Here is a 13,892-nt window from a genome sequence, read left to right as displayed (position 1 = left end):
CTCAGAGGCCGGGGACGGTGACGACGTAGACCTCGCCGGAGCCCTCGAGGTCGACCGGGCCCTCGCGGTCGGGCAGGAACGCGGAGCCGGTGTCGGAGAGCTCGACCTCCCCGGTGGCCGAGCGCAGGGTCACCCGCCCGCGCAGGCAGAAGACGAGCCGCGGGCCCGCCTCCCCCGGCAGCCGGCGCCCGGGCTGCACCCTGTGTAGGAGGAAGCGGTCGGACGCCCCGGGGTACACCTCGACACCGTCGGCCAGCCGGACGCCGCGGCCCGCGACGCCGTCGGCGCGCGGGTCGACGATCCGCAGGAGCTCGGGGACGTTGACCTCCTTCGAGGTGAGACCCGCGCGCACCACGTTGTCGGAGTTGGCGAGGACCTCGATGCCCAGGCCGTGCACGTACGAGTGCAGGACCCCGGCCGCGACGTCGATGAACTCCCCCGGCCGCAGCACGCGGTGGTGCATGAGGAGCAGGACGACGAGCCCGATGTCGTCGGGGTGCTCCTCCGCCCGGGCGACGACGGCGGCGGCCGCGCCGGCGATCTCGTCCTCGCCCTCGGACATCCGCAGGCACGCCGCGACGACCTCGCGGGTCAGCCCCGGCACCTCGACCGGCGGCGTCGCGAGGACGTTCGCCAGCACCGCGTGGCAGGGGTCCTCGGCGCCCCGCGCCGCCTCGACGGCGCGCGTGAAGGCGGGCACCGCGAGCCGGCGGGCGATCTCGGCGACCTCGTCCGGCTCGCGCATCCCGACGAACACCTCGAAGGGGGCCACCGCGAGGAGCAGCTCGGGCTTGGCCGAGTCGTCGACGTAGACGCTGTCGCCGGTCAGCGCCCGCAGCTCACCGGCCTGCGCGGCGCTCGGGTGGACCTGGATCGAGATGGCCCGCCCCGGGGCGAGCACCTTGAGGAGGAACGGCAGCCGCTCGCCGTGGCGCTCGACGCAGGCCGCTCCGAGCTCGCCGACCGGGTCGCTCGCGACGACCGCCGCGAGGTCCGGGGCGCCCGGACGGTCGGTGCCGGCGGGCCCGCTCTCGTGGGCCCCCATCCACAGCTCTGACTCCGGCAGGGCGGTCGGGATCGAGCGGCCCTGGAGGCTCGCGATGGCGACGTGGGATCCCCACGCGTCGTTGAAGACGACAGGCGTGAGGCGGTCCACGGGGTCCTTCGGGTCGGGGCGGCCGGACGGGCCGGCAGGTCGCTCGACTCTACCGGGCGCCCGCGCGCTGCTCGCCGACGCGCCCCACGGCCCCGTCCTCGACGATGCGGGTCAGGGCGTCGACGACGTCGGGGTCGTACTCGTAGCCGAGGCCGAGGTGGATCCGCTCGATCGCCGCCTCGACGAGCGCGGGGTCGGCCGAGCCACCGGTCAGGTCGTCGTAGGCGTTGGCGCACTTGATGATCCGGCTCGCCATCGGGACGTCCTCGCCGAGCTCGCGGACCATGCGGTACGGAACGGTCTGGTCCTCGACGTAGTCGGCGACGTCCTCGAAGATCTCGGCGCGGCGGATGATGCGACCGCCCTCGGCCGCGATGGAGCGCTGGTCGGCGGGCGCCGCGAGCACCGTGGCGCCGTCCGGGATGGGGTCCAGCAGGGAGATCTGCCCCAGGTCGTGCAGGAGGGCCGCGTACTCGAGGTCGCGCAGCGTCCGTTCCGACAGGCCGAGGACGCGTCCGATCCGGAGCGACAGCTGGGCCACGCGCTCGGCGTGGTGGACCGGGGTGTAGCCGCCGTGCTCGGTGAGGTGCGACAACGTGGCGATGAGCTGGCGGTTCGTGGCGCGGTTGCGGATGTACTGCCGCACCGCGGTGTAGGCCATCGCGAGCGGGAAGAGCGCCAGCGGCAGCGACAGCAGCCCGAGGACCGGGGCCATGAGGGCGACCATGGGTCCGGTGACGACGACCGCCACCGTGAGCGGGGCAGCCTCGCCCACCTCGTCGCGCACGGCCGCGGACCACGGGGTCCGCTGGCGCTCGGCGCGCACGGCCGCCACGAGGACGATCTCGGTCAGCAGCCCGACCGTCGCGACGAGCACCATCCCGAGGGCCACCGCGGCGCGCGGCACCGTCGGGTCGACCTGGGTCTGCCAGAGCGTCGGCGCCCCCCAGTCACGGGTGACGAGCGCGGCGACCGCCACCCCGACGACGCGGGCGGCGAGCACCGGGGCGCCCGCCGGCCGGTGACGCAGCGCCCGGTAGCCGGCGGCGAGCAGCAGCCCCGCGGCGACGACGAGGACGACGAGCCCGGCCTGGACGTCGAAGCGTGGCTCACCGAACACCGGCCCGAGGAAGACCGCGCTGAGGGCCGCGGCGGACGACAGCGGCGCGGTCTCACGGCCGCTCGGCATCCTGATCCGGGCCAGCTCGCCGAGCGCGACGCACGCGACGACGACGAGCAGCGTGTCGCCGTGGGTCGTGAGCAGCGTCGGCAGCTCCCACCCGGCGGCGAGGAGCCCGCGCAGGACCGCGAGGGCCCCGAGCAGGAGGACGACCGAGCGCGCGACCCCCTGGGGCCGACGGATCATCGGCCTCATCGCCGCACCGACTGACCGCTCCGCATCAGCGCGTGGTCCAGGGCCCGGAGAATCTCGCCGTCGGGCGTCCGCCGGGCGAGCAGCTCCCTGGCCTGCGTCGGGGCCAGCAGGTGCCCGTCCGGTGGCCCGACGGAGGTCAGCAGGTCGAAGCTGTCGGCCACGCCCACGATGCGCGCGGGGAGCGACAGCTGCCGGTCGGTGCCGAGCGCCTCCCGGTGGCGCCGGATGGGGTCGAGCGCCCCGTCGAGGAAGCTGAGGTCGTGGAGGATCTCCGCTCCCCGTGCCGGGTAGTCCAGCACCGCTGCCTCGTCGGTCAGGTCGATGCTGCGCGCGGTCCGGGTCGGCAGGCTCGTCTGGCCGAGGTCGTGGAGCATGCCGGCCACCCGGGTCTCGGCGACCTGCTGGGGGCCGAGCCCGAGGTGCTCGGCCATGTGCGCGCTGAGCTCCGCGACCCGGGCGCTGTGCCCGGCGAGGCGGGGGGCCTTCGCCTCGAGGGCGGCGACGAGCACCTCGAGAGCTCGTTGTTGGCCGGTGAGCTCCTCGGCCCGCTGGCGGTAGACCCACTGGGCGACGATGAGCGGCACGAGGACGATGACGGCGGCGTACGGGCCGAGGTCCCCGAGGGTCCACAGCACGACCATGATGAACGCGATGACACCGTGGGCGATGTAGGCGAAGCCGGTGCCGCGCAGCATCGTCAGGGCCTGCGGGCGCATCGGCACTCCCTCCGCCACGCGGAGCACCGCGACGATGGCGACGAGGTTGGTCAGCGCCTGGGCCACGTCGGCCACGAGGAGCGGGAGCGCCAGGTGCACCACGATGTCGCCCACGTCCTGCAGCCGTGCGGGGTCGGTCGTGCCCCCGACGAGGAGGAAGGCGATCCCTCCGGCCGCGCCGTGCAGGGAGCACTGGGCGGCGTTGTAGACCCGGTTGCGCAAGGGGACGTGACGCCCCTGGGGGGCGCCGACGGCCAGACCCACGATCGCGACACCCGCGGGGCCGACGACGGCCTGACCTGCGAGCAGGATGACGCCCGAGAGGGACACCCTGACCCGGCCCTCCACGACGGCGTCCGGGAGGATGACGTGCAGGACCGCGAAGAGGACGAAGACGAGGACGGCCGCGGGCTCCCCGATGCCGAACTCGGTGTAGGACCAGACACCGACCACCACCGCCAACATCGCGACGACCGTGATGAACACGGCCGTCGCGATGCGGCGAGGAGAGCGCTCCCGGGCGGCGTCCTTCATCGAACCGTCTCGGGAGTGACCGACGTCACCAGGTCCAGGACGCCTTGCCGACGTAGACGGTCTGGGGGCCGTCGGAGGGAGCGGCCGACGCGGTGCCCGAGACGGTGATCGTGGCGAGAGCGGCGAGGAGCGCGGCAGCGGCGAGAGAACGGAACGTGCGCATGATGTGTCCTTCTTCCAGAGGGTGGATGTCCCGGCCCTGGCTCTCCGGGGCGGCCGAGACAGCGGAATTCTTTCACGGGCGGTGGTGTGCGACAATCGCAACGGACAAGATCGCCCGCGCGTGTCGTCGCGCTGGGCACCCCACGGACGAGGAGTCACCATGAGCAAGCGCGCCCGCAAGCGCCGCTCGCGCAAGGGCAACAAGGCCAACCACGGCCGCAAGCCCAACGCCTGAGCGCGCGGACGACGAAGGGCCCGGAGTGCGTCGCACTCCGGGCCCTTCGCTGTCCGGTGGGGTCAGTCCTCGTGCTCGACGCGGACGACGGTGAGCCTCTGCAGCACCTGCATCCGCACCGCGGCGGGGGTCTCGGTCTCGGTGCACGACCGCTTGACGACGGCCTTGACCGCGGCGTCGAGGTCGTGCTCGGCGAGGCACGGGCGGCACTCGGCGAGGTGGGTCGCCACCCGCTTGACGTCCTCGGGGCTCATCTCGCCGTCGAGGTACTCGTAGATGTGGTGGAGGACCTCCGAGCAGTCGGCGTGCCCCTGGTGGTCGGCGTGCTGGTGTCCCATCACTCCACCTCCGCCCCGACGAGGCCGCGGTCCCGGGCGTAGCCGGTGAGCAGCGCGCGCAGCTGACGACGCCCGCGGTGCAGGCGGGACATGACGGTGCCGATCGGGGTCCCCATGATCTCGGCGATCTCCTTGTACGCGAAGCCCTCGACGTCGGCGAGGTAGACGGCGAGCCGGAAGTCCTCGGGGAGCTCCTGGAGCGCCCGGGTCACCTGCGTGTCGGGCAGGTGCTCCAGCGCCGCGGCCTCGGCGGACTTGAGGCCGGCGGACGTGTGCGACTCCGCCCGCGCCAGCTGGTAGTCCTCGACCTCGGCGGCGTCGGACTGCTGGGGCTCGCGCTGCTTCTTGCGGTAGGTGTTGATGTAGGTGTTCGTGAGGATGCGGTACATCCAGGCCTTGAGGTTGGTGCCCGGACGGTACTGGTGGAACGCGGCGTAGGCCTTGGCGTAGGTCTCCTGGAGGAGGTCCTCGGCATCGGCCGGGTTGCGGGTCGTCCGCATGGCCGCGGCGTACAGCTGGTCCATGAGGGGCATGGCCTCGCGCTCGAAGCGGGCCTGCCGCTCCTGCGGGGTCTCGGTCGCGAGGTCGACCTCCTGCGAGGTCTCCTCGAGCGGTGTCTGGGGGGTGCTCATCGCCTCCCAGCCTATCCGGGCCCGGGGACGGGTCGAGGTGTCGAGGACGAACACGAAAGGTGCCTCCGGTCGGTGACTGTGCTGACGCAGGCGAGAACGCCGGGGGCCGCGGAGTCATTCCGTGCCGCGCCCTGGTCAGGACGTCAGCGACGCCAGGACGGCGAGGGCCGCGGCCGCGACGGCGGGGGCGGAGCGCTCGAGCGAGTGCGGACCGTCGACCTCGGCGAGGGTGCCGCGCGGGGGCAGGACGGCGCGCAGCTCCGCCGGGGTGCCGAACGGGTCGGTGCGGCCCTGGACGACGTGGACCCCCAGCCCGTCCGCGGCGGGCCTGGCGAGCTCGTCGGCGCGTGAGCGCTCCGGACGGCCCGGTGGGTGCAGGGGGAAGGAGAGGGCGAGCACCGCGCGCGCCCCCACCGCGGACGCCGTCCGGCAGGCGACGCGAGCCCCGGCGCTGCGGCCCCCGACGACGAGGAGCGGCCCCGGGTCGAGGTCACGGAGCACGGCGACCCAGGCGGGGTCGAGCGCCGCGGGGCCGGGTCCCAGTCGCTTGCCGGCCACCCGCCAGGGCTGGTCGACGAGGACGACCCGCCACCCGGCCCCGAGCGCGGCGTCGCGCACGGCGGTGACGTCGGCGGTCCAGCGCAGGCCCCCGGCGCCGTGACCGAGGACGAGGGTGCCCGCCGCGTCCCCAGACGGCTCGCTCGTCGCGCTGCGGGCCGTCCCCGCCGGCGTCGCGTGCAGCCGCTCGCTCACTCCGCCGGACCGCCGACGACCTCGCCGGTCGTCGGGTCGACGACGCCCACGAGGTCCGCCTCGGGAGCCGGCTCGAGCAGCCCCGGCCCGTTCGCGCGGCTGCTGCTCACGGCACGCGAGACCGGGTACGCGGTGAACCGTCCCGGCGCCCGGGGCCCGAGCAGGTCCGCCACGTCGGCGGCGCCGGCGGCCGGGTCGAGCCAGCGGGCCCACTCCCCCGCCTCGAGGACGACCGGCTGGCGGTCGTGGATGCGGTCCAGCCCGGGCTCGGCCGGCCCGGTGAGGACGGTGAAGGTCGTCAGCCAGGCGAGCGGGTCGTCGGCGTCGGCGACCGCGGGGTCGCGCCAGAACTCGTAGAGGCCGGCCATCGCCACGCTCGCGCCGTCGGCGCGGGAGGTGAAGAACGGCTGCTTGCGCGGCTTGCCCTTGGCGTCCAGCGCCGTCGGCGAGACCTGCCACTCGTACCAGCCACGGGCCGGGACGAGGCAGCGACGGGCGGCGAGAGCGCGGGCGAAGGCGGGCTTCTCGGCGACCGACTCGACGCGGGCGTTGATCATCCGGACCCCGCCCCTGGCGTCCTTGGACCAGCTGGGCACCAGCCCCCACGTGAGGAGGCGCAGCTGGCGCCGCGCCGCGGCCTCGCGGTCCTCCCGCGGGGGGCGGCTGAGGACGACCGGGGCCTGCTTGGTCGGGGCCATGTTGTGGTCCGGCGTCCCCGGCGGGGGCTCCTGCGGGTTGACGAGGACGCTGCGTCCCGGCTCGCCGGTCCGGTCCTCGTCGACCTCGAACTCGAGGACGAGCTCGTCGGGGTTCGCCGTCGCCGCGTAGCGCCCACACATGGTGCTCAGGCTACGCAGCGGCAGCCCGAGCAACTACGGTAGGCCGGGAGGTCCTGACCAGCAGCGACCCCGACCCGGAGGTCCCGGATGTCCTTGGTGCGACGCCTCGCCCGACCCCTGCTCGCGTCGATGTTCGTCGTGGGGGGCACCGACCAGCTCAAGCACCCCTCGGCGAAGGCCGAGAAGGCCCGCCCGGTCGTCGAGAAGCTCGCCCCCCGCCTCGGGCTCCCCGACGACACCGAGCTGCTCGTGCGGGCCAACGGCATCGTCATGGTCGGCGCCGGCACGATGCTCGCCCTCGGCAAGCTGCCGCGCCTCTCGGCGGCCGTCCTCGCCGCGTCCCTGGTCCCCACCACCGTCGCCGGCCACCAGTACTGGCGCGAGGACGACCCGGCGACGCGCGCCCAGCAGCGCACCCACCTCCTGAAGAACCTCGGGATCCTCGGCGGCCTGCTCATCGCCGCGGTCGACACCGAGGGCCGGCCCGGGCTGGCCTACCGCGCGCACCTGGCGAACGAGAGCGTGCACCGTGCCGGTCGCACGACCCGGCGCGAGGTGCGGCACGCCGCACGGACCGCCGCCACCGAGGCCAAGCTGAAGGCGGCCCAGGCGCAGCATGCCTTCTCCTGACTGGCCCGCTCCGACCGCCGGGTCCCCGGTCGACGCCCGCGTCGTCCTGCCCGGCAGCAAGTCCCTCACCAACCGCTACCTCGTCCTCGCGGCCCTCGCCTCGGACGTCTCCCGCCTGCGGGCGCCGCTGCGCTCGCGCGACACCCTCCTCATGGCCGGGGCGCTGCGGACGCTCGGCGTGGGCGTCGACGACGTCGACGACGGTGACTGGCTCGTCACGCCCGCGGCCCTGACCGGCGGCGGCACCGTCGACTGCGGCCTCTCCGGCAACGTCATGCGGTTCGTGCCGCCGCTCGCCGGCCTCGCCGTCGGCTCCACCCGCTTCGACGGCGACGAGGGGGCCCGCCACCGCCCGATGGCCCCCGTCCTCGAGGGTCTGCGTGCGCTCGGTGTCGAGGTCGACGACGGTGGCCGCGGCGTGCTGCCCTTCACCGTCCACGGCACCGGCGCGATCCGCGGTGGCGAGGTGACCATCGACGCGTCGGCGTCGTCGCAGTTCCTCTCCGGGCTGCTGCTCTCGGCGCCGCGCTACGACCGTGGGGTCACCGTGCGCCACGCCGGTGGCACCCTGCCGAGCCTCCCCCACATCGAGATGACCGTCGAGACGCTGCGCGACGCGGCGGTCGTCGTCGACGACGGCGACGCGGACACCTGGCGGGTCGAGCCGAGCGAGGTCAACGCGCTCGACGTCCAGGTCGAGCCGGACCTCTCCAACGCCGCGCAGTTCCTCGCGGCCGCCCTCGTGACCGGCGGCACGGTGACCGTCCCCGGCTGGCCGCAGTACACGACCCAGGGCGGCGACTTCGTCCGCGAGGTCCTCGACATGATGGGCGCCGAGGTCGTCCTCGACCGCTCCGGCCTCACCGTCACGGGGACCGGGGGCATCCTCGGGGTCGATGTCGACCTGCACGGCTCGAGCGAGCTCACCCCCGTCGTGGCGGCGGTCGCGGCCCTCGCCGAGGGGCCCAGCGTCATCCGCGGGGTCGCGCACATCCGTGGGCACGAGACCGACCGCCTCGCCGCGCTGCGGACCGAGCTCACCGGCGTCGGCGCCGAGGTCACCGAGACCGAGGACGGGCTGCGCATCGTCCCGAAGCCGTTGCACGGCAACCGGTTCCGCACCTACGCCGACCACCGGATGGTCATGGCCGCCGCCGTGCTCGGCCTCGCCGTCCCGGGCATCGTCATCGAGGACGTCGGGACGGTCGGCAAGACGATGCCGGAGTTCACCACGCTCTGGGAGCGCATGCTCGACCAGCGGGTCCACGCGGACGCGTGATGGCGAGGTCGACCCGGGACTACGACGAGTCCGACGTCCGCATCCGTCCCAACCGTCGAGGGTCGCGCCCACGCACCAAGGACCGGCCCAAGCACGAGGACGCCGTCGTCGGCCGCGTCCTGGGGGTCGACCGCGGCCGCTACCGCGTCCGCGTCGGCGACGGCTCGGCGCACCACGACCTCGTCGCGATGCGGGCCCGCGAGCTGGGCCGCAAGGGCATCGTCGTCGGGGACGAGGTGCACCTCGTCGGCGACACGAGCGGGGCCGAGGGCTCGCTGGCCCGCATCGTCCGGCTCGGGGAGCGCGTGACCCTGCTGCGCCGGACCGCCGACGACACCGACCCGGTCGAACGGGTGCTCGTCGCCAACGCCGACCAGCTCGTCGTCGTCTCGGCCCTGACCAACCCCGAGCCCCGCCCGCGCCTCATCGACCGGTGCCTCGTCGCCGCCTACGACGCCGGGATGGATCCCCTCCTCGTCCTCACCAAGGCCGACCTCACCGACCCCGCGCCCTTCCTCGAGCAGTACGCCCCGCTGTCGGTGCCGCACGTCGTCACCTCGCGCACACCGCAGGACGACATCGAGGGGCTGGACGCGGTGCTCGAGGCGCTGCGCGGGCGCACCAGCGTCCTCGTCGGTCACTCCGGGGTGGGCAAGTCGACGCTCGTCAACGCGCTCGTCCCGGACGCGCTGCGGGCCGTCGGCGTCGTCAACGACGTCACCGGGCGCGGCCGCCACACCTCGACCTCCGCGGTGGCCCTCCCCCTGCCCGACGACGACGGCTGGGTCGTCGACACCCCGGGCGTGCGCTCCTTCGGGCTGGCGCACGTCGACCCGACGCGCATCGTGCACCACTTCCCCGACCTCGAGCCCGGCACGGCGGAGTGCCCGCGGGGCTGCACCCACGACGAGGAGGAGTGCGCCCTCGACGCCTGGGTGGCGAGCGGGGCTGCCGGCCCGGCCGGCCCCTCGCGCCTGGACTCCCTGCGCCGGCTGCTGCGCACGCGAACGGCCGCCGGCGAGGACTGATCCCCACCGGCGGCCGTCACGGGTGACGCGCCGCGCGCGTCAGCGCTGCTGGTCGTCCGTGTCCTGGACGACGCGGCTGGTGTCGGCCGGAGCCTGCGGGTCGGACACGCTCGACCGCTCGACCGTCGAGCGGTCGTCCGGCGCGAGCGAGTCATCGTGTCCGAGACCGGAACCCACGTCGTCGAGGTCGTCGGTGCTGCTGCTGACGAACCGCTCGTCGGGCACGAGGTCGCTGACGTCGACCGTCTCGACGACGAGCCGCGGCTCGGCGAAGTGGCACGCCGAGAGGTGGCCGCCGGCGCCGTCCTGGCGCATCTCGAGCTGGGGCTCCTCCTGGCTGCAGACGTCCTGCGCCTTCCAGCACCGGGTGTGGAAGCGGCACCCCGACGGCGGGTTGGCCGGCGAGGGCACGTCGCCGACGAGGACGATCTGCTCGCGCTTGCCGCGCAGGGTCGGGTCGGGCACCGGCACGGCCGAGAGTAGGGCCTGGGTGTACGGGTGCGTCGGACGCGAGTACACCTCGTCCTCCTCGCCGAGCTCGGCCATCCGCCCGAGGTACATGACCCCGACGCGGTCCGAGATGTGCCGGACGACGGACAGGTCGTGCGCGATGAACACGTACGCCAGGCCGAGCTCGTCCTGCAGCTTCTCCATGAGGTTGACGACCTGCGCCTGCACCGACACGTCGAGCGCGGAGACCGGCTCGTCGCAGATGAGCACCTTGGGGTTGAGCGCGATGCCGCGCGCGATCCCGATGCGCTGGCGCTGACCGCCCGAGAACTGGTGCGGGTAGCGGTTGATGTGCTCCGGGTTGAGCCCGACGAGGTCGAGCAGCTCCTGGACCCGCTGCCGGCGACCGCCCTTGGGGACGACGTCGGGGTGGATCTCGAGCGGCTCGCCGATGATGTCGCCGACCGTCATCCGCGGGTTGAGCGACGTGTACGGGTCCTGGAAGACGATCTGGATGTTGCGGCGCAGCCGACGGGTCTCGCGGGCCGAGGCCCCGGACCAGTCCTGCCCCTCGAACTGCACGGTGCCGGCGGTCGGCTCCTCGAGGCGCATGAGCAGGCGGCCGAGCGTGGACTTGCCACAGCCGGACTCGCCGACGATGCCGAGCGTCTCGCCCTTGTGCAGATCGAAGCTGACCCCGTCGACGGCCTTGACGTGGCCGACGGTGCGGCGCAGCACACCCTTCTTGATCGGGTAGTGCTTGACCAGGTTGTTGGCGCTGAGGACGACCTCAGGCATCGATGACCTCCTCGGCGAAGTGGCAGGCGGACAGCCGGCCGGGGGCGACCTCGCGCAGGGCGGGGCGGTCGGTGCGGCAGATGTCCTGCGCCATCCGGCAGCGCGGGTTGAAGGGGCACCCCGGCGGGATGTTCATGAGGTTCGGCGGCAGGCCGCCGATCGCCGCGAGGGTCTGGCCCTTCTGGTCCAGGCGCGGGATCGACTCGAGCAGGCCGCGCGTGTACGGGTGACCCGGGGAGGCGTAGAGGTCGAGGACCTCGGCCTTCTCGACGAGCCGGCCCGAGTACATGACCGCGATCCGGTCCGCGACGTCGGCGACCACACCGAGGTCGTGGGTGATGAGGATGAGCCCCATCTGGCGCTCCTCCTGCAGCTCCTCGAGGAGCGCCATGATCTGCGCCTGGACGGTGACGTCGAGGGCGGTCGTCGGCTCGTCGGCGATGAGCACCGCCGGGTCGAGCGCGATGGCCATCGCGATCATGATGCGCTGACGCATGCCGCCGGAGAACTGGTGCGGGTAGGCCTTGACCCGGTCGCGGGCGGCCGGGATCTGCACCCGCTCCATGAGGCGGACGGCCTGCTCGAGCGCGTCGCTCTTGTTCATCCCGCGGTGGACGCGGAACATCTCGGCGATCTGCCAGCCCACGGGGAAGACGGGGTTGAGCGACGAGAGCGCGTCCTGGAAGATCATCGAGATCTCCGGTCCGCGGGTCTTGCGCCGCTGCTCCTCCGGCATCGTCAGGAGGTCCTCGCCGCAGTAGCGGATGTGCCCCTGCGGGATGACCGCCGGCGGCATGTCGAGGATGCCCATGATCGCCTGCGCGGTGACGGACTTGCCGGAGCCGGACTCACCGAGGATGGCGAGCGACTCGCCCTGGCGCAGCTCGAACGAGACGCCGTTGATGGCCGTGGCCACGCCGTCGCGGGTGTGGAACTCGACGAACAGGTCGTCGACCTCCAGGAGGACGCCGTCCTTGGGGGTGTAGGTGTGCCCCGAGGTCGTGGTGTCGGTCGCGGTGCTCATCGTGTCGCTCACCGGTTCTTCGGGTCGAGGGCGTCACGGACCACGTCACCGAGCATGATGAACGCGAGAACCGTGAGGGACAGGAACAGGCTGGGGAAGAACAGCATGTGCGGGGTGGTGCGCATGCCGACGACCGCGGCGCTGATGTCGACGCCCCAGGAGACGGTCGGCGGCTGCAGGCCGATGCCCAGGTAGGACAACGTCGCCTCCGCCGAGATGTAGGCCCCGAGGTTGATCGTCGCGACGACGATCATCGGCGCGAGGGCGTTGGGGACGATGTGCGAGCGCACGACGCGCCACGGGCTCGCGCCCAGGGCCCGCGCGGCCTGCACGTAGTCGTTCGGCTTGACCTGGATGACGCTGGAGCGCATGAGGCGCGCCATGCTCGGCCAGCCGAGGACGACGAGCGCCAGCACGACCTTGAGGACGATGTAGAAGTAGTTGTCCGTGGCCGGCAGCGTGACGAGCACGATGACCGCACCGAGCAGCAGCGGGATGGCGAAGAAGACGTCACCGAGCCGCGAGAGGATCGTGTCGGTCCAGCCGCCCACGTAGCCGGCGAAGACACCGACGATGCCACCGACGAGCGTCGTGAAGACGGTCGTCAGGAGGCCGACGAGGATCGACGCGCGCGCCCCGTAGATGCAGCGGGCGTAGATGTCGTAGCCCTGGATGTCGCGGCCGAACCAGGCGTCGGCGTTGGGCCGCACGCGGGCGTCCCGCAGGATCGCCTCGGTCGGGTTGGTGCTCGTGAACAGGCTCGGGAAGATCGCCATCAGCGTGAAGATCACGATGAGCACGGACGAGACCCAGAACAGCGGGTTGCTGCGCATCGTGCGCCAGGCGTCCGAGGCGAGCGATCGGGCGGGAGCGGAGTCGCCGCCCTCGGGGGTGGACGTGGGGGCTTCGGAGACGGCGGCCTCAGTCATGGCTGATCCTCGGGTCGAGCAGTCCGTACAACAGGTCGACGAGCAGGTTGACGACGAGGTAGACGATCACGAGGAAGGTCACCGAGCCGACGACCGAGGCGCCGTCCCGCACCCGGATCGCGCGGAAGATGTAGCCGCCGACGCCGGGGATGTTGAAGATGCCCTCGGTGACGACGGCGCCGCCGAGGAGGGCCCCGAAGTCGAACCCGATGAAGGTGACGACGGGGATGAGCGAGTTGCGCAGCGCGTGCAGGCCGTAGGCCCGGCGCTTGGTCAGACCCTTGGAGATCGCGGTGCGGACGTAGTCCGAGCGCAGGTTCTCGACGAGGTTGGTCCGCATGAGGCGCGCGACGTAGGCGACCGACAGCGAGCCGAGGACCAGCGCGGGCAGCAGCAGCTCGTAGAACGTGGGGTTGCTCGAGGTCACCGTGACCGGGAACAGCCCGAACTTGACCCCGAGGTAGAGCTGGGCGACGTTGCCGATGACGAAGATCGGGATCGAGATGAGCACGAGGGTCGAGACGAGCACGAGGTTGTCGAGGAACCCGCCCTTGCGGATGCCTGTCAGCACGCCGGCCAGGATGCCGACCAGCGCCTCGAACGCGACCGCCATGAGCGCGAGCTTGCCCGTGACCGGCACGCGCAGCTTGAGCTGGTCGGCGACCGGGGTGTCGCTCGCGGTCGTGCCGAGGTCGCCCTTGGCGAGGTTGACGACGTACTTGCCGTACTGGATGGGCAGGGGGTCGTCGAGGTTGTACTTCTCGATGAAGGCCGCGCGGTAGGCCGCCGAGCAGGGGCGCTCACCGCACTTGCCCGCGACGGGGTCGCCGGGTAGGGCGAAGACCATCGCGAAGATGAGGAACGTAGCTCCCAGGATCACGGGGATCATCTGCAGGATCCGCCGGACGATGTAGGTGCCCACGTCACCTCCTTGGGGTTTCGGGACGCGTCGCCGGGGGTCGGGCGAGGGGCGTCGGGGTGGATTACCGGGTTGAACCTAGACCATGCGTGCGG

The 13,892-nt window shown here is 73.1% G+C and carries 16 protein-coding genes; 4 read left to right on the top strand and 12 right to left on the bottom strand.

Annotated elements, in window-relative coordinates; translation table 11 throughout:
- Position 1: 1 nt before the first annotated feature.
- Genes manA through IG69_RS22485 form a run of 4 tightly spaced genes read right to left on the bottom strand, consistent with a single transcriptional unit; the run spans position 2 to position 3,944 of the window.
- Positions 2-1,156 (bottom strand): mannose-6-phosphate isomerase, class I, encoded by a 1,155-nt coding sequence (manA, locus tag IG69_RS0108595; RefSeq protein ID WP_030527755.1) that lies wholly within the window; start codon positions 1,154-1,156, stop codon positions 2-4.
- A gap of 49 nt (positions 1,157-1,205) precedes the next feature.
- Positions 1,206-2,522, bottom strand: a complete 1,317-nt coding sequence (locus IG69_RS0108590) for an HD-GYP domain-containing protein (RefSeq protein ID WP_051750383.1) — start codon at positions 2,520-2,522, stop codon at positions 1,206-1,208.
- A gap of 5 nt (positions 2,523-2,527) precedes the next feature.
- On the bottom strand, positions 2,528-3,781 hold the full coding sequence (locus tag IG69_RS0108585; RefSeq protein ID WP_030527753.1) for an HD-GYP domain-containing protein: 1,254 nt from the start codon (positions 3,779-3,781) through the stop codon (positions 2,528-2,530).
- Between the two features lie 25 nt (positions 3,782-3,806).
- A complete protein-coding gene (locus tag IG69_RS22485; protein ID WP_169742048.1) occupies positions 3,807-3,944 on the bottom strand; it encodes a hypothetical protein in 138 nt (45 codons plus the stop codon).
- Positions 3,945-4,103: 159 nt separating this feature from the next.
- On the opposite strand from IG69_RS22485, the gene IG69_RS23260 reads away from it, so the two are divergent.
- On the top strand, positions 4,104-4,178 hold the full coding sequence (locus tag IG69_RS23260) for a 50S ribosomal protein bL37 (RefSeq protein WP_009775747.1): 75 nt from the start codon (positions 4,104-4,106) through the stop codon (positions 4,176-4,178).
- 62 nt (positions 4,179-4,240) lie between these two features.
- On the opposite strand, the gene rsrA is transcribed toward IG69_RS23260, so the two are convergent.
- The 4 genes from rsrA to IG69_RS0108555 form a co-directional block, all read right to left on the bottom strand.
- Positions 4,241-4,516, bottom strand: a complete 276-nt coding sequence (gene rsrA, locus IG69_RS0108570) for a mycothiol system anti-sigma-R factor (RefSeq protein ID WP_036829601.1) — start codon at positions 4,514-4,516, stop codon at positions 4,241-4,243.
- A complete protein-coding gene (locus IG69_RS0108565; protein ID WP_036829600.1) occupies positions 4,516-5,148 on the bottom strand; it encodes a sigma-70 family RNA polymerase sigma factor in 633 nt (210 codons plus the stop codon). The genes rsrA and IG69_RS0108565 overlap by 1 nt, the downstream gene beginning before the upstream one ends.
- 135 nt (positions 5,149-5,283) lie before the next feature.
- A complete protein-coding gene (locus IG69_RS0108560) occupies positions 5,284-5,901 on the bottom strand; it encodes an alpha/beta hydrolase family protein (RefSeq protein ID WP_030527750.1) in 618 nt (205 codons plus the stop codon).
- Complete coding sequence (locus tag IG69_RS0108555) at positions 5,898-6,740, bottom strand: SOS response-associated peptidase (RefSeq protein WP_030527749.1); 843 nt, start codon at positions 6,738-6,740, stop codon at positions 5,898-5,900. Before IG69_RS0108555 ends, IG69_RS0108560 begins: the two co-directional genes overlap by 4 nt.
- 87 nt (positions 6,741-6,827) lie before the next feature.
- On the opposite strand from IG69_RS0108555, the gene IG69_RS0108550 reads away from it, so the two are divergent.
- Genes IG69_RS0108550 through rsgA form a run of 3 tightly spaced genes read left to right on the top strand, consistent with a single transcriptional unit; the run spans position 6,828 to position 9,677 of the window.
- Entirely contained in the window at positions 6,828-7,370 is a 543-nt protein-coding gene (locus IG69_RS0108550) for a DoxX family protein (protein ID WP_030527748.1), read from the top strand.
- Complete coding sequence (aroA, locus tag IG69_RS22095) at positions 7,357-8,649, top strand: 3-phosphoshikimate 1-carboxyvinyltransferase (RefSeq protein ID WP_030527747.1); 1,293 nt, start codon at positions 7,357-7,359, stop codon at positions 8,647-8,649. Before IG69_RS0108550 ends, aroA begins: the two co-directional genes overlap by 14 nt.
- On the top strand, positions 8,649-9,677 hold the full coding sequence (gene rsgA / locus IG69_RS0108540; protein ID WP_030527746.1) for a ribosome small subunit-dependent GTPase A: 1,029 nt from the start codon (positions 8,649-8,651) through the stop codon (positions 9,675-9,677). The genes aroA and rsgA overlap by 1 nt, the downstream gene beginning before the upstream one ends.
- Positions 9,678-9,716: 39 nt before the next feature.
- On the opposite strand, the gene IG69_RS0108535 is transcribed toward rsgA, so the two are convergent.
- From IG69_RS0108535 to IG69_RS0108520, 4 genes are read right to left on the bottom strand one after another with little or no spacing between them, the layout of a single operon-like run.
- Positions 9,717-10,925 (bottom strand): ABC transporter ATP-binding protein, encoded by a 1,209-nt coding sequence (locus IG69_RS0108535; protein WP_036829598.1) that lies wholly within the window; start codon positions 10,923-10,925, stop codon positions 9,717-9,719.
- Complete coding sequence (locus tag IG69_RS0108530) at positions 10,918-11,949, bottom strand: ABC transporter ATP-binding protein (protein WP_051750438.1); 1,032 nt, start codon at positions 11,947-11,949, stop codon at positions 10,918-10,920. Before IG69_RS0108530 ends, IG69_RS0108535 begins: the two co-directional genes overlap by 8 nt.
- A gap of 8 nt (positions 11,950-11,957) precedes the next feature.
- Entirely contained in the window at positions 11,958-12,878 is a 921-nt protein-coding gene (locus IG69_RS0108525) for an ABC transporter permease (protein WP_030527743.1), read from the bottom strand.
- On the bottom strand, positions 12,871-13,800 hold the full coding sequence (locus IG69_RS0108520; protein ID WP_157577460.1) for an ABC transporter permease: 930 nt from the start codon (positions 13,798-13,800) through the stop codon (positions 12,871-12,873). The genes IG69_RS0108525 and IG69_RS0108520 overlap by 8 nt, the downstream gene beginning before the upstream one ends.
- Between the last annotated feature and the right edge of the window lie 92 nt (positions 13,801-13,892).

The sequence above is a fragment of the Phycicoccus jejuensis genome, from assembly GCF_000720925.1.
Lineage (GTDB): Bacteria > Actinomycetota > Actinomycetes > Actinomycetales > Dermatophilaceae > Phycicoccus > Phycicoccus jejuensis.
The sequence above is the reverse complement of the archived record's forward strand: the minus strand, read 5'-3'. Positions and strand labels throughout refer to the sequence as shown.